A 21,271-nucleotide genomic window follows, 5' to 3' on the forward strand; every position below is an offset into this window, starting at 1 on the left:
ACGATTCGCAGCGGCATGGCCTATACGATCTGCAAGTCGCTGCGCTGCCGTGCCTGCTCGCACCTGTTCTGCGACATTCGCTTCTCCGACGAGGAGATGAATGCCATCTATGCCGGCTATCGCGACGAGGCCTATGTCAGCCTACGTGATCATTACGAACCGGGATACCGCACCCGCAACGAGGGGCTCGTCGAGACGATCACCTACAAGGCCGACATCGAGGCGTTCTTGGATCCTTATATCAGTGATCCGCTGACGGTCCTCGATTGGGGCGGGGACACCGGATCAAACACGCCCTATCAGCAACGGAGGAGCAGCCTTGATATCTTCGATATCAGCAACAAAGGCGTCGTGCCAGGCGCGCGGGCGGTGACTCGCGAACAGGCGGCGGCCGCAGCCTATCGTCTTGTCGTCTGCGGACAGGTTCTCGAGCATACACCCTATCCGATAAAGGTTTTGGCCGACATCCGCCGCGCGATGAACGATGACTCTATTCTGTACATTGAAGTCCCGTTCGAAAAAATTGTCCAACAGGGCTTGCCGGACTGCGAAACCCACAAACGTCATTGGCACGAGCACATCAATTTTTATTCGCAGTCGTCAATGGCGGCGCTATTACGTTCCGCCGGATACGAAGTCCTGAGACAGTACATTCTCGCCGTCAGCGTGGCCGGCAGTGACGTGCAAATCCTGCAGGTAGCATGTCGGCCAGCGTGATCAACCGCATGATCTGACCGCGAAGCTGCGCGTTCCCGGTTAGTCGTGGAACGCGTAGACGACGATCCCGAAAGTGTTGAACTCGTGGACGCGAAGGTGGAAGCGATAGCCCATCTTCCAAGAGTGGATGAGATCGATGATCTCGAAGAGATGCGCCGGCAGATGGTAGGCGGAAACGAGCAGCGCGGGTTTTTCGGTCTCAATGATGCGGCGCATGCCCTTGAGCGTTTCAATTTCCGCGCCCTCGACATCCAGCTTGACAACATTCACGGGCGCGCCGTGCAACACGTCGTCGATCGCGACGCACTGGATGATCGTATCACCATCGTCGCTCAGCCGGCTGGCCATCGAACCGTCATTAGTGAATCGAAGCTGCTGCGTTTCGGACCAAGTGCCCAGCGGCAGACAAAGCGAGCGGATATTACCGAAGTCGCGGGAAGCCAGGATCGCGAAATTGTCGGGATCCGGCTCGAAAGCGACTAAACTGGCGATCGTGTAACCGGCCTTGAGAAATTTGTGGATCGCGACACCCGTGAACGCACCGCAGTCAACGATGCGCAGCGGCTCCTTCAGACGCGGAGGATCGTGGGGCGTATATTCGTCTTCTTGACTTGGCGAGGGACAGTTCGCGATATCGCCGCTTTGGCGATAGCGAATGATGGTATCGAGCAGGTCTCGGCTTTGATCATCTTCCAGCAGCGCGCGTATGCGAGCGAAATCCCCGAGATGCGCGTCATAGCTAAAGTCGCTGTCCAACCAATAGCCCGGACGTGTCCGCGCGTTCGGGGCGAGCACAGGCGGATAAATGGGGGTTAGGACGCGCGCAACCCCGGCCGCGAGAAGCTCAGCATGAATCTTCTTGATATCGACGTAGTGATTATGAAGTCCCAGAAGCACCGTTCTATCGGCGAGGCGACCGTCACCAGCGTCCTCGATCGCCAAAATCGGGATGTTGCGATAGCTTTGTCCGCGCTTGCCGCGGTCTAAGATGAGGTCGACGTGCGTTCCGTCGGCAAGCAGGTCATCGACGATTCCTTGGCCCACCGATCCCAGACCTTAGACCACCATGCTGTTTGGATCAGGCTGGTCACGAACAAGAGGGACCTTTTATCATCTCGCCGCCGCTTACGGCAGCTAGGGGGCAACTAGCCTCGGCGGCTGTAGCGTCGGCACGGGGCGTGAACACCCATCGGCGCAAGACGAGGAAGTTGACCGCCGCTGCCGCCATAGTTGCCAGCAGTCCGGCCAGATAGGGCGACGGCAAGAGTGCGGCACATGCCGCAAGCGCTGCCACGCTGAGCAGGTAGTTCAGTGCATAGGATAGCAGAAATCGCAGTTTGGGCGGCCGCACGCCCGCAAAGACGTAGCGGCTGTAGCACACATAGTTGAACGCGACGGCGATGATCGTCGCAACGATCTGTGCGACGAATAGCTGAAGCCCGCCCGCAACCAGCATGGCGTAAAGCCCGTATCCGAACAGGGTGTTGATTGCCCCCGTCTGCAGAAAGCGCCAGAGTTGCCTGACGACCGCGGAAGACGGCTGCACAGGCCTTAGTCCTCAGGCGTGAAATTGACGCGTTCGCGCTCGATCACTAGCGGCGTGCCGCGCGTCCGATCGGAAATCAGCCGGACCTGCACACCAAGGACGCCAAGAAACAGAAACAGCAGGCCGAACTGGAGTTCCAGCAAAGCGGCGAACATCCACATCCGCGCATTCTGGCCGAAGGCGATCGACCAGGAGGCGCCCAGAACCGTGACGACGACCGCCGCCATCGCGATAAAGCTGAAATAAAGCGGTGCGCGGAGTAGGCCTTTCGACGAATAGGCCAGCGCTGACAGCGCGAAGTCGAGCAGGCTGAAGAAGCCATTCTTCGATTTGCCGGCCGCGCGTTCCGGCCGCTTGAACACGATCGTCTCGATCGCATAGCCGGTTTCGACGAGTAGCCCGCGCACGAATGGTTCCGGCTCGTTGAGTTCGCCGATCGCCTGGATGGCCTTGCTGTCGTAGATTCCGAAGCCGGTGGCGTTTGGAATGATCGGATAGTCGCCGAACCGGCGCTGAAGACCGTAGGAGAGCTTGCGTAAGCCGGCATAGAGCGAGGAATGCACTTTGGTCTCGCTCACGCCGAGAACGATGTTTGCCCCTTCGCGCCAGCGCTGGACAAGTTGCGGGATGAGTTCGGGCGGATCCTGGAAGTCGGCCGCGATCCCGATGATCGCCCGGCCCTTGGCTTGGAACAGGCCATGTGCCGGCGAGCGCATCTGGCCGAAATTGCGGGTATTGATAATCAGCCGGATGCGGGCGTCGCGTCGGCACAAAGACCTGACGATGTCGGCAGTCCGATCGGACGACCCGTTGTCGATGAAGATGATCTCGAAGTCGTCGGTAACCGAGCCGAGTTGCACCAGCACGGCATTCGCGATGGCCTCGGCATTTTCTTCCTCGTCGAGGCAAGGAATGACGACCGAGATTTCGGGCCTGTCAGGGATCTTCAGCATGGGGATCTTGTACGCAACAAGGAGTTACCCGGTTCTTAAGGAAGGCCATGGTTTCGGCGATCTGGTCGTTCAGCGACACCCGTTCGATCGCATGATGGTCCAACAAGTGCCGGTAGCGACGATCGTCGCCGAGATAGACGTCCGCGCGGTCGTGGCCGACCGCCGGACGGTCGACCGCGCAGCCTGCCGCCGCCGCGATCGTCGCTGCAAGCGCACCGAGTTCGATGTGCTCGCCGCCGCTGCTGAACCGCGTGACTCCGCCCTGCGGATCCAGCAGCAGCGCAATGCCGAGCGACATCAGCTCGCGGATCGCGACATAGCCGCGCCGCACGTGATGACGGGCGTGGACCGTCACGGGTCCTCCCGCCAGCGCGTCGAGCAGGAACGCGGACAGCGCATAGCTACGCACCTTGTTGATATGCGGCCCGGAAAGGTTGAAGATCCGGGCGATCGCCGCGCGGTGACCCCGCGCTTCGGCCCACGCCGCGAAGGCGTCCTCGTCCTCGCGCTTGAGCATGCCGTAAAGCCGCATCGGCGGCGAGGCCGCGTCGTCGTCGACATATTGGGCAGCGCCCGAGGACGCCACGAAAACGGCCTCGGCGCCGATCGGATCGAGCGCGTCTAGGACATGCTGACGGATCGCTCGGTTGGCGGCGCGATACGCGCTTTCGGACATCACCTCGGCGCGATCCTTGGTCAAGAAGGCGAAATGCAGGACAAGCGTCGGTTGGCACGGCAACGCGCCCAGTTCGCGCAGCGGCCGCTGGTCGATCGTCCGGAGGGGCGAAAGGTCGATTTCGGCGAGGCGCGACCCGAAACATAGGACCCGCTCCGCAAATGTGTCGCCGAGCGCGTCGTGGAGGAGGTCGAGGGTCGCCCGCCCTATCCAGCCGCGCGCGCCGGTGACGACGATGCGATATGGGCTCCGCCGTAAGGCGGCCGCGACATGGGCGGTAAGAGGCAAGGCCGCGACGGTCCCGCTACGCCAAGACGCGTCCCGGCAGACACGCGGCTTTTGCCGTGATCCACCCGACCAGATCGGAAAAGTCGTCGAACGCCGCATGCCGCCCGACGGACAGCGGTTCGCTCGCATAGCCATAAGTGAGGAGGGCGAAGCGCACGCCGGTCGTCTCGGCCAGGGCCAGATCGACCTCGCTGTCGCCGACATAGAGGCACTCGGCCACGGCCGAGCCGAGCCGAGCCAGCGCCAGGTCCAGCAGGTCGGGCGCGGGCTTCATCGCGCGGTCGGGCGAACTGCCGACGATGACGGGAAAACAGTCGCCGAGATCGAGATCGGCGATGATCTTCTCGCACAACGTCTGCGGCTTGTTTGAGCAGATGGCGAGCGGAAAGCCGAGCGCGGCGAGAGCCCGGACGCCGTCTGCGACGCCCGCGTATAGCGACTCCGGGGGTGTCGGGAAGAGCCGATAGCGCGCACGAAAATCCTCGACCGCGCGGGTGAGATCGCCACAATCTTCGGCGAGCGCGCCGCCGACCAGGGCGGGACCGCCTAAGCTCGCGAACGGCCGGACGTCCGCGATGGTCACGCGGCGGCGGCTCGCACGCTCGGTGAGCATCGCATTGAGGATCCGGACAAACACCGGCGCACTGTCGATCAGCGTGCCGTCAAGATCGAAGACGATGCTTCGCAGCGGCCGGGTCACAGCGGCAGGCGCATCGCTTCGGCCACTTCGTCGCGCGGCAGGAAGGGTGCGAGATCGTGCAGCGGCGCGCTGACCATGCTGCCATCCTCAAGGCGCCGCGACGACACCTTCGGTGCGAAGCTCTGCTCCTTATCGAGGAAGATCTCGCAGATCGCGGCACCCGGGGCGGCCAGCGTCGCGGCGATCGCGCGCGCCATGTCGGCATGCTCGGAGGTGCATGTATAGGCGAAGCCGAAGGCCTGCGCGATCTTGCCGAAATCGGGAAAGGTCACGCCCGAATCCGGTCCGCAACCGACCGAATGCCCGTCGAAATAGGCCTGCTGCGTCTGTCGGATCGAGTGATAGCCGGAATTGTTGTACAGGAAGATCTTGGCCGGGATGGCCTGTCCGATGATCGTCTGAAGCTCCTGCAGATTTTGCATGATGCTGCCGTCCCCCGCGAGGCAGATGATGCGCTCGGCGCCCGCCGGCATTGCATACCAGGCACCGATCGTCGCCGGCAGATCATAGCCCATCGAGGCCGCGCCCGAATTTGAATAGAGGCGCTGGCCCACTTTAAGCTTTGCGGCCTGGACAGTGACAACGGCGGCGGTCGCATCGGCCATCACGATGACCTCGTCGGGCACGAGCGCTTCGAACAGGGTTTCGGTGAAGCAATAGGGGTTCACGACGCCCTGTGTCTGCCAATATTCCGGCAGCACCGTGGGGTAGCGATGCCGCCGCTCCATCGCCCAATCGACATAGGTGCGGTGGGCGGCCGGCGTCTGATAGCCATCAAGCGCCGCAATCAGCGCGGGTATGAACGTCCGCAGATCGGCGTGGACCGGCATGTCGATCGACAGCGTCGGCTTGAACAGTTCGGCCGCGTCGACATCGACCATGATCTTGGTCGCATCCGGCGCGAAGCCCGCATAATTATAGCTGATCTGCCGGATGTTCAGCCGGCAGCCAAGCACCAACAGCAGGTCGCTGCCCTGTACGGCGAAATTGCCCGATCGATCGCCGACGGTGCCTGGACGGCCGACATAGAACGGGTGGTCGTCGGGGACGAGGTCCTGCGCGTTCCAGGCCGGCGCGACGGCGATGCCGAGCCGTTCGGCCAGTACGAGGAATTGCTCATAAACACCGGCGATACGAATTCCCGTACCCGGCATCATCACTGGTCGCCTGGCCTGCCGGACGGCGTCGATCACCTGCCGTGCAGTCCCGTCCAGATCGTCGCCGCGCAGCCAGCCATATTCGCGCGCCACCGCATGCGCCTGGCCATAGCCATCGGCCATCGGATCGAAACCGCGCAGGTGCGACGGGTCGATCAGCGCGGACTGGACGTCGATCGGAATGTCGAGCCACACAGGTCCGGGCCGGCCGGTTTCGGCGAGCCACAGGGCCTTTTCGAGCAGGTAGCGGATGTCGAGCGGGTTCGAGACGGTGACCGCGAACTTGGTGATCGACCGCACCATGTCGACAATGTCGGCCTCCTGGTCACCCAACTGCCGCACGACCACCGGCGCGTTGTGCCGGATGGTCTCGCGCTTGACCTGACCCGAGACGACGAGCATCGGGATCGAATCCGTGAAGGCACCGTGGACGCCGTTCATCGCGTTGATGCCGCCGGGGCCCGTCGTGACGTTGAGCGCCGCAATACGGCCAGACAGCCGCGCATAGCTCTCGGCCGCCATCGCTGCCGCCTGCTCGTGATGGAAGCAGACATAGCGCAGTCCGTCCGCGCGGCCGAGCGCGTCGTTGAGATGCATCGCGCCACCGCCGGTCAGCATGAACACATGCCGCACGCCGCGCGCGGCGATACGCTGCGCCACGAAGTCCGCCAGCCGCACCGGTCCGGTCATGATGCCAGGGCGCGCGGTCTCGAGGCCGATGGCAGTCGGCGGTGAAAAGAGGTTCATTCAGCGCACCGCCACGGCGCGCGCCGGCGTCGTATCAAGGCCGCGGTCCATGATCAGCCTGATCAGCGTCGGATCCTTGAGGCCCGGCCCATCCACTGTATAAACGTCGAGCGGCGCGTCTGCCTTGATCGGCGCGGTCAGATGCTCGCCGCCGCCGAACTCGCGGGTCGAGATTTGCCCTTTGAGCAGCGGAACCGCGAAATACACGTCGTCGAGGGTCAATACCTCGCCTTTCGCCAAGTCACGTTTGGCGTTCACGCCACGAACGAGCGCGTCGAGGTAGCGCCGCTCGCTCTCGGGTACGACGCGTCGGCGCGTTGCACCATGGCCGCACATCTCCTGCGCCTTCTTCATCGCACGGAACCAGATGTCGGCCTGCTGCGGGGTGGTGCAGTATGAGCTCACCGGCACGCCTTCATAATCGATATCGATATGCCGCTCAAAGGTGCGAGCTCCCTTGGCATAGGCGATCAGCGTCGAATCCCACCAGTCGCGATATTCATGCGTCGAATAGCCGATCACGATGCCGGGGTATCGCGCCTTCATGAAATCGATCTGGTCAAGCTCGAGGTCGCTGTCCTCGGATGGATAGAGCGAGACGCAGTGGTTGAGCGCGAAGGGAATGGCGCGTGACGTGAAAAACGCTACGAGATCATCGATATGCTCGAGCTCTGCGCCGCCCGACGACGCGATCACAGGAAGCCCTGTCGAGGCGATCTTGGCGCGCAGCGTCTTGTCGCGGATGTCGGAACTTGCGACCTTGAGGATATCGACATCGAATTCGACGCACTTGTCGACCGAAACCTCGTCAAACGGCGTAACCATCGTGACCATGCCGCAATCCCGCACCGTCTCGACCATCCGTCGCAGGTTGTCCCACGCCATATGCGTATCGCGGGTCTTCTTGATGTAGCGGATATCCCCGCAATCGCGGAAATCGGGGTGGATGAAGCTGTCGACGTCGCGAAACTGCAGCTTGATCGCGGCGCGGACATCGTTGAACTTCACGACGCGCGCGAAATCACGGATGATCTTGAGGCCGCGATCGATGTTGCCCCAATGGTTATTGGCCAGTTCGAGAACGAACAGGTCGTCGAAAATCGATACGGTCACCACTTATCCCCTGTCCGAGCGGACGTCGATGTCATCGGTAAGGCTCAATTATTAACGAGGTTCCCTACGAAATCCTTTACGACGTCGGCGACATATTCCAAATGGCTCTCGCCCAATCCCGGATACAGGCCGATCCAGAAGGTGCGCTCGGTCACGATGTCCGAATTTTCCAGCGAGCCCGAGACCCGGTAGTTGCGGCCGCGCATATAGGGCTGGCGGATCAGATTGCCCGCGAACAACAGCCGCGTGCCGATCCGGTGGGCCTCAAGATGCGGTACCAGCTGTTCGCGTGCGAATGGCGCGCCGTCGCGGATCGTAATCGGGAAGCCGAACCAGGACGGCTCACTGTTGGGCGTCGCCTCGGGCAGGATGAAGACGTCCTCGAACGGCATGAGCAACTTCGTCAGCGTATCGAAATTGCGCCGGCGGTCGGCGATGAAGCCGTCGAGCCGATCGAGCTGCGCCACCCCGACCGCCGCCTGCATGTCGGTGATCTTGAGATTATAGCCGGCATGGCCATAGGTATATTTATGGTCGTAGCCCATCGGCAGATCGCCGAGCTGGCGGCAGAAGCGCTTGCCGCAGGTATTGTCCTTCCCCGGGGCGCACCAGCAATCCCGCCCCCAGTCGCGCATCGACTCGATGACGCGTTTGAGCCGCGGCGTGTCGGTGAACACCGCGCCGCCTTCGCCCATCGTAATGTGATGCGCCGGATAGAAGCTGAGCGTGCCGATGTCGCCGAACGTGCCGACCATGCGCCCGCCATAGGTCGCACCAAGTGCGTCGCAGCAATCCTCGATCACCCAGAGATCATATTTCTTCGCGACCCGCATCACCTCGGCGAGATCGAAGGGGTTGCCGAGCGCATGCGCGATCATGATCGCCCGCGTCCGCTCCGACACCGCGGCCTCGATCGCCGCCGGCTTGATGTTGTAGGTCGGGATATCGACGTCGACGAAGACCGGAACGAGGCCATATTGCAGCACCGGGTTGACCGTGGTCGGAAAGCCGGTCGCGACGGTGATGACCTCGTCGCCGGGCTTAAGCGCCTCGTTACGGAGCGTCGGCGAGCACAGCGACGACAGCGCAAGCAGGTTGGCGGATGATCCCGAATTGGTCGTGAGCGCGTGCCGGACGCCGATACGCGCCGCCAGCCGTTCCTCGAACGATGCGTTGAAGCGCCCGGTCGTCAGCCAGAAGTCGAGCGCGGAGTCGACGAGCGACTGCATATCGGGCGCGCCATAGACCTTGCCGGAGACCGGCACCGGGCTGGTGCCCGGCACGAAGGTGGGCGCGGCGTGGTGACGGCGCGCATATTCGCCGACGAGATCGAGGATGAGGTGCCGCAACTGCCCCTCGTCGGCGTCACCGGCCAACGCCTGCAGCTGCGGAAACTTCGAAATTTCGCTCATGTTCCTGGATTCTCATCGTTCATGCCGCGCCGCGGAGGGCAAAACCGTCAATCTGCCGCAGGCTGATGTCCCGGGCATCGCCGCCATGCGCGACCTGCTTATGCCAATCAACGATTATGCTTAACGCTTCGTGTAGGCGGAGCGTCGGTTTCCAACCGAGTTCGTTGCGCGCCTTGCTCGTATCGAGGCGCAGCAGCGTGGCCTCGTGCGGGCCGGCAGCCTCGGGCCGCCGCCAATCTTGGGCCGATCCCCAGCCGGCGAGCATCTGCTCGACAATCCAGCCGACCGGTCGCGCGTCATCCTCCGACGGGCCGAAGTTCCAGGCGGCCCCGGCGCCCCGATCCCCTGCGAGCAGCCGCTGTCCCAGCAGCAAATACCCCGACAAGGCGTCAAGCACATGCTGCCAGGGCCGGATCGAGTCCGGATTGCGGACCTGCACGGGTACATCGGCCAATAGCGCACGGATGATGTCGGGCACGAGCCGGTCGTTGGCCCAATCGCCGCCGCCGATGACATTGCCCGCCCGTACCGAAGCAATAGCGGGCCCGGCCGGATAGGAACGGCGCCATGCCGCGACGGCAATCTCCGCTGCCCCCTTGCTGCTGCTATACGGGTCGTGCCCACCAATCGGATCGTTTTCGCGGTAGGGCCAATGCCACTCGCGATTCTCATAGCATTTGTCCGATGTGACGCAGACCAGCGCCGCGACGCTGTCGACCGCGCGGCACGCCTCGAGGACGTGGACCGTGCCCATCACGTTCGTCGCGTAGGTTTCGACCGGATTGTCATAGGAATAGCGCACCAGCGGCTGGGCGGCGAGGTGAAAGACGATCTCCGGTTGCGCGGTCGCGATCGCGTCCGCGACCTGCTGCATGTCGCGCACGTCGCCGATCTTGTGCTCGACGAGCGCTGCAAGTCGCGTCTGCTCGAAGAAGCTGGGGTCGGTCGGGGCGGGCAGCGATAGCCCGGTCACGACGGCACCCATCCGATGTAGCCATAGGCAGAGCCAGCCGCCCTTGAAGCCGGTGTGGCCGGTGACGAGCACGCGCCGGCCCGTCCAGGCTTCGGGGTTCACCAACATTTCCAAGGCGCGCCCTGCTGCCACAATGCTTCGAGATGGATCTTGTCGCGCAGCGTATCCATCGGCTGCCAAAACCCGTCATGGCGATAGGCGGCCAGCTCGCCGTCGGCCGCCAGTCGCTCGAGCGGTCCCTGTTCCCAGATCGTGTCCGGTCCGTCGATCAGGTCGAGCACCGACGGATCGGCGACGAAGAAGCCGCCATTGATCCGGCCGCCGTCTCCCGCCGGCTTTTCCCGGAAATTACGCACCAGGTCGCCATCGAATTCGATGGCGCCGAACCGGCCTGGCGGGGCAACCGCGGTGACGGTCGCGCGCTTGCCCTGCGCGCGATGAAAGGCGATGAGGCGCGCGATGTCGATATCGGCCACCCCGTCGCCATAGGTGAAGCAGAACGGTTGATCGGGCTTGAGATGACTGGCTACCGCTTTCAGTCGTCCGCCGGTCTGCGTGTCGGCGCCGGTATCCACCAGCGTGATCCGCCATGGCTCGCTCCAATTCTGGTGGATCTGGAGGCTATTATCCTGGAGATCGATGGTCACGTCGGAATTATATAGGAAATAGTTCGCGAAGTATTCCTTGATCATATAGCCCTTATACCCAAGGCAGACCACGAAGTCGTTCACGCTCGCGTTCGAATATATCTTCATGATGTGCCAGATCACCGGCATGCCACCGATTTCGACCATCGGCTTCGGGCGCGTAATCGTCTCCTCGCCCAGCCGCGTGCCGAGCCCACCCGCAAGTATCACCGCTTGCATCACGTCATCCTCGACAATACGCGCCGGCCATCCAACCGCCGACCCAGGCTTCCGGACTTTTCCGGATTATTCGCCGCCCGTGATCCCAGATAATGCCTAAAGACGCATTAACGTTAACGGATTTGGCCGGCGGGAAACAGACACATATGCCGCGGACACCGCGGTCCTTGGATGATGCGGTCGCGGACCGCGATGACCAACCACCCACGCTTCGCCGACCTCCACTGAATGTGCCACGCTACTCGAAAGACGAAAAGCCATGGGCGCCGACACGTCGCTGTCCGTCTCCGCCAATACGTCCGCACGACATGCGACCCCCGGCTACAGCATCTCGAGCGGCACTCGCTGCCGCGGCGGCGGGAAGGCAGCATCGAGCGAAGCAAGGTCGTCCGTCGTGAGATCGAGCTGGGACGCCGCGAAATTGTCGCGGACATGCGCGACGTTGCCCGCCTTGGGGATCGCGATGCTATGCCCGGATCGCATCGTCCAGGCGAGCGCGACCTGGGCCAGCGTCGCGCCGATCCGGGCGGCGATCTCGCCGAGGCGCGGGTTGCCCAGCAGGCGTCCCTGTTCGACCGGGCTGTAGGCCATGACCGGAATGCTGTGATCGGTCAGCCACGGCAGGAGATCATGTTCGGGGCCGCGGCGGGCGAGATTGTAGAGGATCTGATCGGTCGCGCAGGCAGCGCCATCCGCCGCGATCAGCTCCGCCATATCGTCGGCATCGAGGTTGCTGACCCCCCAGCGCAGGATCTTGCCCGCAGCGACAAGCCGCGTCATCGCCTCGGCCGTCTCGGCGAGCGGCACTGCGCCGCGCCAGTGCAACAGATAGAGATCGAGCCGGTCGGTGCCGAGCCGCTTGAGGCTGGCCTCGCAGGCGTGCGACAACCGGTCACGCGACGCGTTCTGCGGATAGGCCTTGCTGACCAGGAAAACCTGGTCGCGTACGCCCGCGATCGCCTCGCCGACCAGTCGCTCGGACTCGCCATCGGCATACATTTCGGCGGTGTCGATCAGCGTCATGCCAAGCTCGATCCCCGATCGCAGCGCGGCGATCTCGTCGGCGCGCCGAGCCGGGTGCTCGGCCATCATCCAGCTGCCCTGACCGAGCGCGGGAACCAAGCAACCATCGGGAAAGCGGACTGTTTTCATATGAGCCTAAGGTGGGATGGACCGGTTCGGACCATAAGCGATGTTGCGACGCCGGGCCAGGGACGATGCCGATGACCGAAAATGACGAACGCTGGATGCGCCGCGCCATCGCGGTGGCGCGCTCGAAGGGATCGGATCCCGCGACATCGCCGCTCGGCTCGGTGATCGTGCTCGACGGGCGCGAGATCGCCGCCGAGCGCAATCAGACTCAGGAGCTTCCCGACGCCACCGCGCATGCCGAGATGATGGCGATCCGCCGCGCCTGCGAAGGCATCGGCGAGCTCGAGTTGCGCGGGGCGACGCTGTATTCGACGCTCCAGCCCTGCGGCATGTGCACGATGGCGTCGATCTGGTCGAAAGTCGGTCGCGTCGTCTTCGGGGCCGGCCGGGAGGACGTGCATGCGATGTATTTCGAGGCGCGGCACGTCGATACGCTGGCGTTCATCGGCGACGCCTATCGCGACGATATCGAGATCGAGGGCGGGTGCCTGCGCGAGGAGTGCGCAAGCCTATATTATCCGCCCGATGCCGACCTGCCGCGCGAGGAGATCGCCAACTTGTGAGTGCGCGCGTGCCGCCGCGCGGGGGACCTGGCGATCATCCCGCCGGTGCGAGCGTCGCATACCATTCGGCGTAGCGCGTGTTTCGGGCAAGATGGCGATTGAGATCCTCGCCACCTTGCCACCAAACCGGGCCGCGCTCGCCGAGTGCGACCTTGGCGGAGTCGACCGCGCCGCGCGCCGCGGCGAGGGCTTCGCGGTCGCCAGATTTTAGCGCACGCCCGACCGCGCGCCGCGCATCCATCAGTCGCGCGACGATCGCCTGCCGTTCTGGTTCGGGCAAGGCGGGATTGGCGCGTCGCCACAATCTGCCGCGCACGACGATATAGCGTCCGTCGGGCGTGACCGGTGGCGCGGTCGCCGACCCGGTCATCCAAGTTGCCGCGCGGCGACGGCGATACGGGCGACCATCTCGGCTACTGGCCCAGCACCTCCTTGACCTTGTCGGCGGCCTTGCCGAGCAATCCCTTTTCCGCCTCCTCGGCCTCCGCTTTGGTCTTGAAGGCGGCGCCCTCGGGCTCGGCGGGCGGCGCATAGACCGAGAATAGCTTGAGCGTGCCGGACCCCTTGTTGAGGATATTATGCTCGGCGCCCTTGGGCACGACGACGAGGTGGTTGGGGCCGGCCTTGGTCGCATGGCCGTCGATGACGATCTGCGCCTCGCCGGCGACGACGAAGGTCGTCTGGTCGGCGGGATGGGTCTCGGCGCCGATCTCCTCGCCGGCCGGGATATCCATCAGCACGATCTGGATCTTGGCATCGCGATACACTTCCTTCTGCCAGAACGTGTTCTTGCGCGCGAGTTCGACCATGTCCTTGTTAAAGATCGCCATGTCATCCTCCTGACGTCGGTGTCGGCGCTTCGACGAACAAGGCGGCCAAGACGTTCCGGACGAGTGCGGTCCGTAATGATGTTCGGCGAAGCAGTTTGAGCCGCCGCCCAAGGCTTCGACGCATTGTTGATATATGTCAGTATCTTGGTCGACAAATCGCCTGGGCCAAATCCGCGGTTGCGCGTTGTGCCGACACGATCGGGCGATGGAGCAGCAATGGATAAGATCGAAAACGCGTCCCGGACGGCACGTCGGCCGGGACGCCTGCTTGTCCGCCCGATGCTCAGCCCGGCTAATGGGTGGTTGTGCCGAGATAATCTCGGTTGGATGTCGGGGACGGGAGCGTGAACCTGGCTCATGCCGCCGTTCAGATCGCCAAGGCGCTGGCCGATGCCGACATCCTGTTCCTTGCCGACGACGAACAGCAGGCGGAGGCCCTCGCCGGGGCAGTCCGGGCGATCGCGCCCGCGCATCCGGTGTTCTTCCTGCCCGCCAGCGACGCGCTGCCGGGTGATGCCGCGCCGCCCTCGCCGGCCAATGCCGGACACCGCGTCTCGGCGCTGCGTGCAATCCGCGCAGGTCAGCTGCAGGATGGGCGTCCCCACATGGCGTGTATCCTCAGCGGCGAAGCGGCCGCGCGTCGGTATCCGCCGCCCACCGCGTTCGATGGCGCACCGCCGATCCTCGCTGTCGGGGAGGCGATCGAGACCGGTGCGTTCGCAGACAGCCTTGCCGCGCTTGGATACATGGCCGACGACCGTGTCGACGAGCCCGGCGAAATGGCGATCCGTGGCGAGGTGGTCGACATCTTCCCCGCCGACGCCGGCCTCCCGATCCGTATCGAGATCGCCGACGGCCGGATTGCCGCGCTGCGGTCCTATGATCCGTCGACCCAATTGACCGTCGCCGATGTCGCGTCGCTCGAGATCGGCCGCGCTACCGAGCCGCCGCTCGCCCAGGCGACCGCGATCCTCGCTCATCTCGCGCCCGGCCGTCTGGCCATGGCGGACAGGGCCGAGGAACGTCGCCGCCGCTTCGTCAAACTGGCGAAGGACGCCATGGGCACGGGTAGGCAAAGCCTCGACGCGATCGATGACGACGCCTGGACACAGGCGAGCGCCGACTGGGCGACGCTCGACATCGATCCGGATGTGACGCCGGTGGCTCGCTTCGCGGAGACGAAGTCGCCGCTGGCCGGCTTGGTGCGTTTCGCGACGCCCTTGCTGGCAGATGGGCACAGCATCCTGTTGGCCGGCAGTCGACGCGACATCCGCTTTCTGCGGACGCGGCTGGGCAAGCGGCTCAAGCGCGAGGTCGTGTCTGTCGGAGATTGGCAGGCGGTGGCGGCCCTTGAGCCGGGATCCGCCGCAGCGATCGAGATGCCGGTCGACGCGGGCTTCGTCGGCGATGGTCTCATACTCGTCGCGGCGGCCGATCTGCTCGGCAGTCGTGCGCTGGTCGGCGAGGCGCCGGCGACGAGCGACGGGATTTGGGGCAGCGCCGGCGACATCCGGATTGGCGACGTCGTCGTGCATGAGGATCATGGCGTCGGCGTGGTGGCCGGTCTCGAACCCGCACCGGCGCAGGAGGAGGTGGCCGATGGGTCGGGTGCGGGCGAGCTGATCGCGCTGACCTATGCCGACGACGCCCGTCGTCTTGTCGCGATCGACGATGCCGACCGGATCTGGCGCTACGGCGCCGACGTCGATGCGGTCACGCTGGACAAGCTCGATGGGTCGTCCTGGCGCAAGCGCCGCGGCGATATTGATGCGGCGATCGCCGAGAGCGCCAAAGCGCTGACCGCGCTCGCGGCCGAACGCGCGGAACGGACCGCGCCGATGCTCGATCCGGACCCGGCGGCCTACGAGCGTTTCGCGGGCGGTTTCGCCTATAATGAGACCGCCGATCAGGTCCGCGCGATAGCCGCGGTGCGGGCCGATCTCGCGAGCGGGCGGCCGATGGATCGGCTGGTGGTCGGCGACGTCGGCTATGGCAAGACCGAGGTCGCGCTGCGCGCCGCGGCGTGTGCTGCGCTGTCGGGCTATCAGGTTGTGATCGCGGCACCGACGACGGTGCTGGCGCGCCAACATCTCGAAGCGTTCACGCAGCGCTTCGCGGCGAGCGGCGTCACAGTCGCGGGTCTGTCGCGACTGTCGACTGCAGCCGAGAAGAAGGCGGTCAAGGCCGGGCTCGCCGACGGCTCCGTCGCCGTCGTCGTCGGCACCGGCGCTGTGATGGCAAAGGGTATCGCCTATGCCAAGCTCGGCCTGGTCGTGATCGACGAGGAGCAGCGTTTCGGTGCGGGCGACAAGCAGCGACTGCGCGGATCGGGCGACATCCATCTTCTGTCGCTGACCGCGACGCCGATCCCGCGCACGCTGCAGATGGCGCTGGTCGGGCTCCAGCAGATTTCGGTGATCGCGACGCCGCCGGCCCGGCGCCAGCCGATCCGCACCAGCCTCGACCAATATGACGATAGCCGAATCCGTACCGCGCTGCTCCGCGAAAAGGGCCGCGGCGGGCAGAGCTTCGTTGTCGTGCCCCGGATCGAAGACATGGCCGTGCTGCGCGAAAAGATAATGCGGCTGGTCCCCGACCTCCGGCTGATCGAGGCGCACGGCAAGATGCCCGCCGCCGAGATCGACGAGGCGATGGTCATATTCGCCCAAGGCAAGGGCGACATCCTGCTGGCAACCAACATCATCGAAGCGGGGCTCGACGTGCCGCGCGCCAACACGATGATCGTCTGGCGGGCGGACCGCTTCGGGCTCGCGCAACTCCACCAGCTGCGCGGCCGTGTCGGGCGCGGCCATCGTCGCGGCCAGGTCATCCTGCTCACCGAGGCCGACCACGCGATCGGGGAGCGGACGCTGAAGCGCCTCCGCACGCTCGCGACCTACGATCGCCTTGGCGCTGGGTTCGAGATCAGCGCGAAGGACCTGGATCAGCGCGGCGGCGGCGACTTGCTCGGCGAGACCCAGGCGGGGCATACCCGGCTGATCGGGATCGATCTGTATCAGCATCTGCTCGGCATGGCGCTCCGCCACGCGCGCGGCGAGGATGTCGAGCGCTGGACCCCGGAACTCAACCTCGGCGCGACCGGCCTGTTGCCCGCTGACTGGATACCCGAGCCCGATATCCGGCTGTCGCTCTACGTCCGCCTGGCGCGGATCGAGGACGAGGCCGGTCTGGATGCGCTGGAGGCCGAGATGATCGATCGCTTCGGGCCGTTGCCGGCCGATGCCGAGACGCTGACCGCCTGGGCCCGGTTGCGGCTGGCGGCGCGCACCGCGGGCGTCCAGCGCATCGATGCCGGTCCCGCGGCGATCGCGATGACGATGCGCCCGGATTTCGCAGGCGACACGGCGGCGGCCGGGCTGGTCGAGAAGAAGGGCCGTTTCCTGCTCGCCGAGCGGACCGACGCCGAGACGCGCCGTGAGCGCGTCCAGGCGGTGCTGGACGCGCTCGTCGCCTGATCAGCGCGGGTAAGCGCCGCTCATTTCACGGGCGCGAAGGAGAAGAGCTCGGTCTTGATCGAGGGCGGCGCGCCGGGGGTGAACCACTGCGTGTCCTGGATGTGGCTGGCGGTGACATAGATCCGGCCGTCGGGTCCTTCCGAGAAGGTGTCGGGCCAGCGCAGCCGTTTGTCGGTGAGCACGGGTTCGACCGTCGTCCCGCTCAGCCGTGTGATCGCATAGTCGGTCGGCGAGGTGAGATAGAGCGTGCCGGCCTTGCTCATCCACAGCCCGTCGGCGACATGGGTGGTGGCGACCGTCTTGACCGCCTTGGCGCGCTCCGCCTCGCTCACGTCGGCACGCAGCATGCTGGTGTCGATGCTGTAGAGCGTCTTGCCGGTCAGCGCCTGCCAGTACAGCGTCTTGCCGTCGTTCGAGATGGCGATGCCGTCGGCGGCGAAGGCGGGCTGGCGACCGTCGGGTCGGACCAGCGGCTTGCCCTCGATCGCAACCTTCACCCGCTTGTCGATCTGCGTGCTGGGATCGCCGTCGAGTGCGCGAAAGCCGTGGCCGGTCTGAAGATCGACGACGATGATCGCGCCGCGCGTGCCGCTGTCGGTGATGTAGCCGATCTTGCCATCGGGCGAGAAGCGGATGTCGTTGAGATAGGTGCCCTGCAGCGCCACATCGAGCGGCAGCGCGATCACCTTGGTGACGTGGTTGGTCTTGAGATCGATGCGGACCAGCTTGGGCGCGCCTTCGAGGATCTTCTCATTGCCCGGCGCGCCCGGATCGAGCACCCAGAGATGGCCGTGGCCGTCGGGCACGATCGACTGCACGCAGACGAAATGGTCGCCGACCGACAGCTCGTTGGCGCGGGCGTTGCGCCAGCTGTTCCATTGGGCGTCCGGATAGGGCTTGAGCGAGCCGTCGGGCAGCACTTCTGCGACCGAGATCGGCGCATCGTCGGTCCAGCGCGGGAAGTTGACGAAGCGGCGACCGTCCTCGACCACCGCGACGCCCGTCGCCTGATGATCGAACTGCGCGACCTGGGTGAGCGCGGAGCGCGACTGCGCGACCGCACTGGCGCCGAAGGCGACGGCGGCGATCGCGCCGACGGCTGCGAGGCCGGCGACGAAGGGTTTGGCTCGGGTCATGGGAAGGCTCCGGTCGACCATGTCGGTCAGGGTGGCGGGATCGCCGTTGAACAGCTGGATAAGATGGCGTGCGACCGCGTCGGGATGTTCGCGCTGGGCGAAGTGGCCGACGCCGGACAGCTGGATGAAGGCAAATGGGCCGGTGAATTTGGCGGGCACGTCCTTGGCTGCCGATGGCGGGTTCACGCCGTCGACCGCGCCCTGGATGTAGATCGTCGGCAGCGAGAGCGTCGCGGTCTCTTTGATCTTGTCCTCGAGCCACACGCTGCTTGGGTCGGGTGCCGCCTCGTCCCAGCGCGCGCGGTAGCTGTGCAGCGTGACGTCGACCCAGGCGATGTTGTCGAACGACGCCGCGACACGCGCGAAGGTGGCCTCGTCGAACCAGCCCGGCGGCGACCAATTGACCCAATGGCGATGCGCGAAGCCGCGCCGGTCGGCGCGTACCGCCTGCGCGCCGCGGCCGGTCGCCATGAACCAGTGATACCATTGCCGCTGCGCCTGTTCGAACGGCGGCGTCGGCATGCCGCCGAGCCGGGGCGGCGTACACAGCATCGCCATTCGCGCGACCCGATCGGGCCAGCCGACCGCGAGCGCCTCAGCCGTGTTCGATCCCCAGTCGTGCCCCGCGACCATGAAGCGGTCGATCGCCAGCCCGTCCATCAGTGCGATCATGTCCATCGCGAGGATCGCGCTGTTGCCGGTGCGTGGCGCGCCTTGGCGTAGCTGCGAGCCGCCAAAACCGCGCAGCATCGGGACGATCGTGCGGATCCCGGCCGCATTGAGGCGCGGCGCCACCTCATCCCAGCTGGACGCATCGTCGGGCCAGCCGTGGATCAGCAGGACAACGGGTGCATCACGCGGACCCGTGTCGTCATATTGGAGGTCGACGGCGTCTGTTCGAAGATTTGGCATGATGTGCCCTTTCCGATGGCAGCGCCGTTGCGCCGCACTTCTTCGCCCGTGGAGAGTGTGCGATCGCCGCGGCGCTATCGCGTCATCGACCGCGGGCGCGGTCAGCCGGTTCCCGCCGAGGCCGCCTGGGGGCATAAGCTATCGCCTTGATCACGCTTGCTTTCCTCGAACGCGGGTGGGGTGTGAACCGATCGAGGATGCGGGTGTTCCGTATCCTGCCCATTTCGGGCCGTTCAATTGTGCGGCCGGCGCGCCTGCCACCATCGTAGCGTAGGTCAGAGCGCGCGAAGGAACCGATAGCTCCGCTGTTCGAGCCCCAGCGCGCGATAAAAGCCGTTGGCGTTGCGCACCGCGATCGCGCTCATCGCCTCGACATGCTCGACATGGTGCCGGGCGAACTCGTCGGTCGCCGCATCGAACAACGCACGGCCTATACCGGATCGCCGGGCATTTTCCGCGACGACGAGGGCTGTGATCCGCGCGATCGGACCGTGCTGGAACGCGGGAATGACATGCCAGGCCAGGCAGCCGATCACGCCGCCGCGATCGGCGACCAGCACCGCCTCCTGACGCGCGGCCGCCGATGCGAGCGCGCGGGCGACATCCCGCGACGTGCCATCGAAGCCGATCAGCGCGAGCAGGTCGCGCACGCCGTCCGCATCCGCTTGTAGTGCCGGCCGGATCGTCAACTCGGGCTCAGGTTGCGGCTCGGGCGTTGGTTCGGGATGGTCGGTGCGCGGACGGGACGCGGACGGCGGCCGTAGCGCCTCGTGCGTGCGCTCGCGTCGCGTCGGCGCCGATGCTCGTGTCGATTTGGTGGCACGGGGACGGATCGCGGGCGGCGCGGCGCTGTCGTCTTCGGCAGCATCCTCGTCCGGCTCGTCCGGCTCGGCGCGCTTGGCACGCGGCGGGGCTGCCTTCGCGGATTCGGCCCACGTCGAGGCTTCGCCCTTGCGGAGATAGTCCGCGATCTTCTGTACGGTGGCGGTCAGCGTGCCGTCGTCGATGCCGAACAACGGTTTGCCTGCCGCATCGATAAGACCGAAATGGCCGAAATCTCCGACGCCCGGCTTACGCTTGCGGGATTTGACAAGCTTCAGCCCGCGGTGGTTCGCGGCCTCGCGCAACGTCGCGTCGTCCAGCGCCACCGCGCCGACGATCAGGCGCGCTTGTGGGCCGGCGCTTTGGCGGCCGCCTTGGCCGCGGCCTTCTTGGCGGGCGGCGTCTTCTTGGCCGGTGCCTTGGCCGCAGCGGAATTGCCGCCCGCTCCGAGCGACTTCTTGAGCGCGGCCATCAGATCGACGACGTTGCCGCCGCGCGGGTCGGCGCCCTTGTCGTCGTCGATCGTGATCGTCTTACCCTTCTTCTTGCGCTCGATCAGGTCTTTCAGCGCATCGACATAGCGATCGTGGAAGTCGGCGGCATCGAACTTGCCGGTCTTCTTGTCGATCAGCGTCTGGGCAAGATCGAGCAGATCGTCGTCGGGCTTGGTGTCGCCGATCTCACGGAAATAGCTCGCCGCCTTGTGGACCTCGTCGGCGTAGCGCAGCGTCTCCATGATCATGCCGCGCCCGCATCCCTTGATGCTGACGACATATTCGCGACCGCGCATCGCAAGCTGGCCGAGCCCGATCTTGTGCGTACGCTTGAGCGCCTCGCGCAGCACGACGAACGCTTCCTCGGCGAGATCGTCGGCGGGCACGACATAATAGGGCTTGTCGAAATAGATCGCGTCGATCTCATGGCTGTCGACGAACTGGGTCAGTTCGAGGGTCTTCTTGCTCTCGAGCTTGACGCCCTCGATCTCCTTTTCGTCGAGCAGGACATATTCGCCCTTCTCATATTCGAAGCCCTTGATGATCTTCTCGACGTCGACCGGGCCGATGCCGGGTACGGTCTTCTCATATTTGATGCGCTGGCCGGTCGGTTCGTAGATCTGGTGGAGCGCGACCGCGGCGCCGCTCTTGGTCGCGGAATAAATCTCGACTGGGATCGAGACAAGCGCCAGCCGGATCTGTCCGCGCCAATAGGGTCGTGCCGCCATCGATCGAATC

At 65.0% G+C, this 21,271-nt stretch carries 19 protein-coding genes; 3 read left to right on the plus strand and 16 right to left on the minus strand.

The annotated features are described in order from the left end of the window. Positions 1–15: 15 nt before the first annotated feature. Positions 16–717, plus strand: a complete 702-nt coding sequence (locus Q0326_RS11245; RefSeq protein WP_298690218.1) for a class I SAM-dependent methyltransferase — start codon at positions 16–18, stop codon at positions 715–717. A 39-nt stretch (positions 718–756) separates the two neighbouring features. Here Q0326_RS11245 and Q0326_RS11250 read toward each other — a convergent pair whose 3' ends face one another. The 11 genes from Q0326_RS11250 to Q0326_RS11300 all read right to left on the minus strand — a co-directional run bounded on the left by Q0326_RS11250 (position 757) and on the right by Q0326_RS11300 (position 12,300). Next, positions 757–1,761 (minus strand): FkbM family methyltransferase, encoded by a 1,005-nt coding sequence (locus tag Q0326_RS11250; RefSeq protein WP_298690221.1) that lies wholly within the window; start codon positions 1,759–1,761, stop codon positions 757–759. Between the two features lie 43 nt (positions 1,762–1,804). Continuing rightward, positions 1,805–2,263 (minus strand): GtrA family protein, encoded by a 459-nt coding sequence (locus Q0326_RS11255; RefSeq protein ID WP_298690224.1) that lies wholly within the window; start codon positions 2,261–2,263, stop codon positions 1,805–1,807. A 5-nt stretch (positions 2,264–2,268) separates the two neighbouring features. Next, the gene (locus Q0326_RS11260; RefSeq protein ID WP_298690227.1) at positions 2,269–3,216 is read right to left on the minus strand and encodes a glycosyltransferase family 2 protein; all 948 of its coding nucleotides are present in this window, start codon (positions 3,214–3,216) and stop codon (positions 2,269–2,271) included. Continuing rightward, positions 3,200–4,315 carry an NAD(P)-dependent oxidoreductase gene (locus tag Q0326_RS11265; protein WP_363304011.1) on the minus strand — a complete coding sequence of 372 codons (1,116 nt, stop codon included), beginning with the start codon at positions 4,313–4,315 and terminating at the stop codon, positions 3,200–3,202. Before Q0326_RS11265 ends, Q0326_RS11260 begins: the two co-directional genes overlap by 17 nt. Continuing rightward, positions 4,197–4,880 carry an HAD family hydrolase gene (locus tag Q0326_RS11270; protein ID WP_298690233.1) on the minus strand — a complete coding sequence of 228 codons (684 nt, stop codon included), beginning with the start codon at positions 4,878–4,880 and terminating at the stop codon, positions 4,197–4,199. The genes Q0326_RS11265 and Q0326_RS11270 overlap by 119 nt, the downstream gene beginning before the upstream one ends. Beyond that, positions 4,877–6,784, minus strand: a complete 1,908-nt coding sequence (locus Q0326_RS11275) for a thiamine pyrophosphate-binding protein (RefSeq protein WP_298690235.1) — start codon at positions 6,782–6,784, stop codon at positions 4,877–4,879. Before Q0326_RS11275 ends, Q0326_RS11270 begins: the two co-directional genes overlap by 4 nt. Continuing rightward, positions 6,785–7,897 carry an N-acetylneuraminate synthase family protein gene (locus Q0326_RS11280; protein ID WP_298690238.1) on the minus strand — a complete coding sequence of 371 codons (1,113 nt, stop codon included), beginning with the start codon at positions 7,895–7,897 and terminating at the stop codon, positions 6,785–6,787. It lies immediately after the preceding gene. Positions 7,898–7,941: 44 nt separating this feature from the next. Next, the gene (gene rfbH, locus Q0326_RS11285; RefSeq protein WP_298690241.1) at positions 7,942–9,309 is read right to left on the minus strand and encodes a lipopolysaccharide biosynthesis protein RfbH; all 1,368 of its coding nucleotides are present in this window, start codon (positions 9,307–9,309) and stop codon (positions 7,942–7,944) included. Between the two features lie 19 nt (positions 9,310–9,328). Further along, a complete protein-coding gene (rfbG, locus tag Q0326_RS11290) occupies positions 9,329–10,390 on the minus strand; it encodes a CDP-glucose 4,6-dehydratase (protein WP_298690244.1) in 1,062 nt (353 codons plus the stop codon). Next, positions 10,381–11,148 (minus strand): glucose-1-phosphate cytidylyltransferase, encoded by a 768-nt coding sequence (gene rfbF / locus Q0326_RS11295; RefSeq protein ID WP_298690247.1) that lies wholly within the window; start codon positions 11,146–11,148, stop codon positions 10,381–10,383. Before rfbF ends, rfbG begins: the two co-directional genes overlap by 10 nt. A gap of 321 nt (positions 11,149–11,469) precedes the next feature. Next, entirely contained in the window at positions 11,470–12,300 is an 831-nt protein-coding gene (locus Q0326_RS11300) for an aldo/keto reductase (protein ID WP_298690250.1), read from the minus strand. A 71-nt stretch (positions 12,301–12,371) separates the two neighbouring features. On the opposite strand from Q0326_RS11300, the gene Q0326_RS11305 reads away from it, so the two are divergent. Continuing rightward, positions 12,372–12,863, plus strand: coding sequence for a nucleoside deaminase (locus Q0326_RS11305; RefSeq protein WP_298690253.1), 492 nt, complete (start codon positions 12,372–12,374; stop codon positions 12,861–12,863). Positions 12,864–12,897: 34 nt separating this feature from the next. On the opposite strand, the gene Q0326_RS11310 is transcribed toward Q0326_RS11305, so the two are convergent. Further along, positions 12,898–13,233, minus strand: a complete 336-nt coding sequence (locus Q0326_RS11310; protein ID WP_298690256.1) for a hypothetical protein — start codon at positions 13,231–13,233, stop codon at positions 12,898–12,900. A 43-nt stretch (positions 13,234–13,276) separates the two neighbouring features. Next, on the minus strand, positions 13,277–13,693 hold the full coding sequence (locus Q0326_RS11315) for a cupin domain-containing protein (RefSeq protein WP_298690259.1): 417 nt from the start codon (positions 13,691–13,693) through the stop codon (positions 13,277–13,279). Between the two features lie 344 nt (positions 13,694–14,037). Here Q0326_RS11315 and Q0326_RS11320 point away from each other — a divergent pair, with 344 nt between their 5' ends. Beyond that, entirely contained in the window at positions 14,038–17,169 is a 3,132-nt protein-coding gene (locus Q0326_RS11320) for a TRCF domain-containing protein (RefSeq protein WP_298690262.1), read from the plus strand. Positions 17,170–17,189: 20 nt separating this feature from the next. Here the strand turns inward: Q0326_RS11320 and Q0326_RS11325 are convergent, their stop codons facing one another. From Q0326_RS11325 to Q0326_RS11335, 3 genes are all read right to left on the minus strand, one after another. Beyond that, a complete protein-coding gene (locus Q0326_RS11325; RefSeq protein WP_298690265.1) occupies positions 17,190–19,217 on the minus strand; it encodes an L-dopachrome tautomerase-related protein in 2,028 nt (675 codons plus the stop codon). Between the two features lie 275 nt (positions 19,218–19,492). Further along, the gene (locus Q0326_RS11330) at positions 19,493–20,365 is read right to left on the minus strand and encodes a GNAT family N-acetyltransferase (RefSeq protein WP_298690268.1); all 873 of its coding nucleotides are present in this window, start codon (positions 20,363–20,365) and stop codon (positions 19,493–19,495) included. 11 nt (positions 20,366–20,376) lie between these two features. Further along, positions 20,377–21,261 (minus strand): Ku protein, encoded by an 885-nt coding sequence (locus Q0326_RS11335; protein ID WP_298690271.1) that lies wholly within the window; start codon positions 21,259–21,261, stop codon positions 20,377–20,379. Between the last annotated feature and the right edge of the window lie 10 nt (positions 21,262–21,271).

Source organism: uncultured Sphingomonas sp., assembly GCF_937859915.1.
Classification (GTDB): Bacteria; Pseudomonadota; Alphaproteobacteria; order Sphingomonadales; family Sphingomonadaceae; genus Solisphingomonas.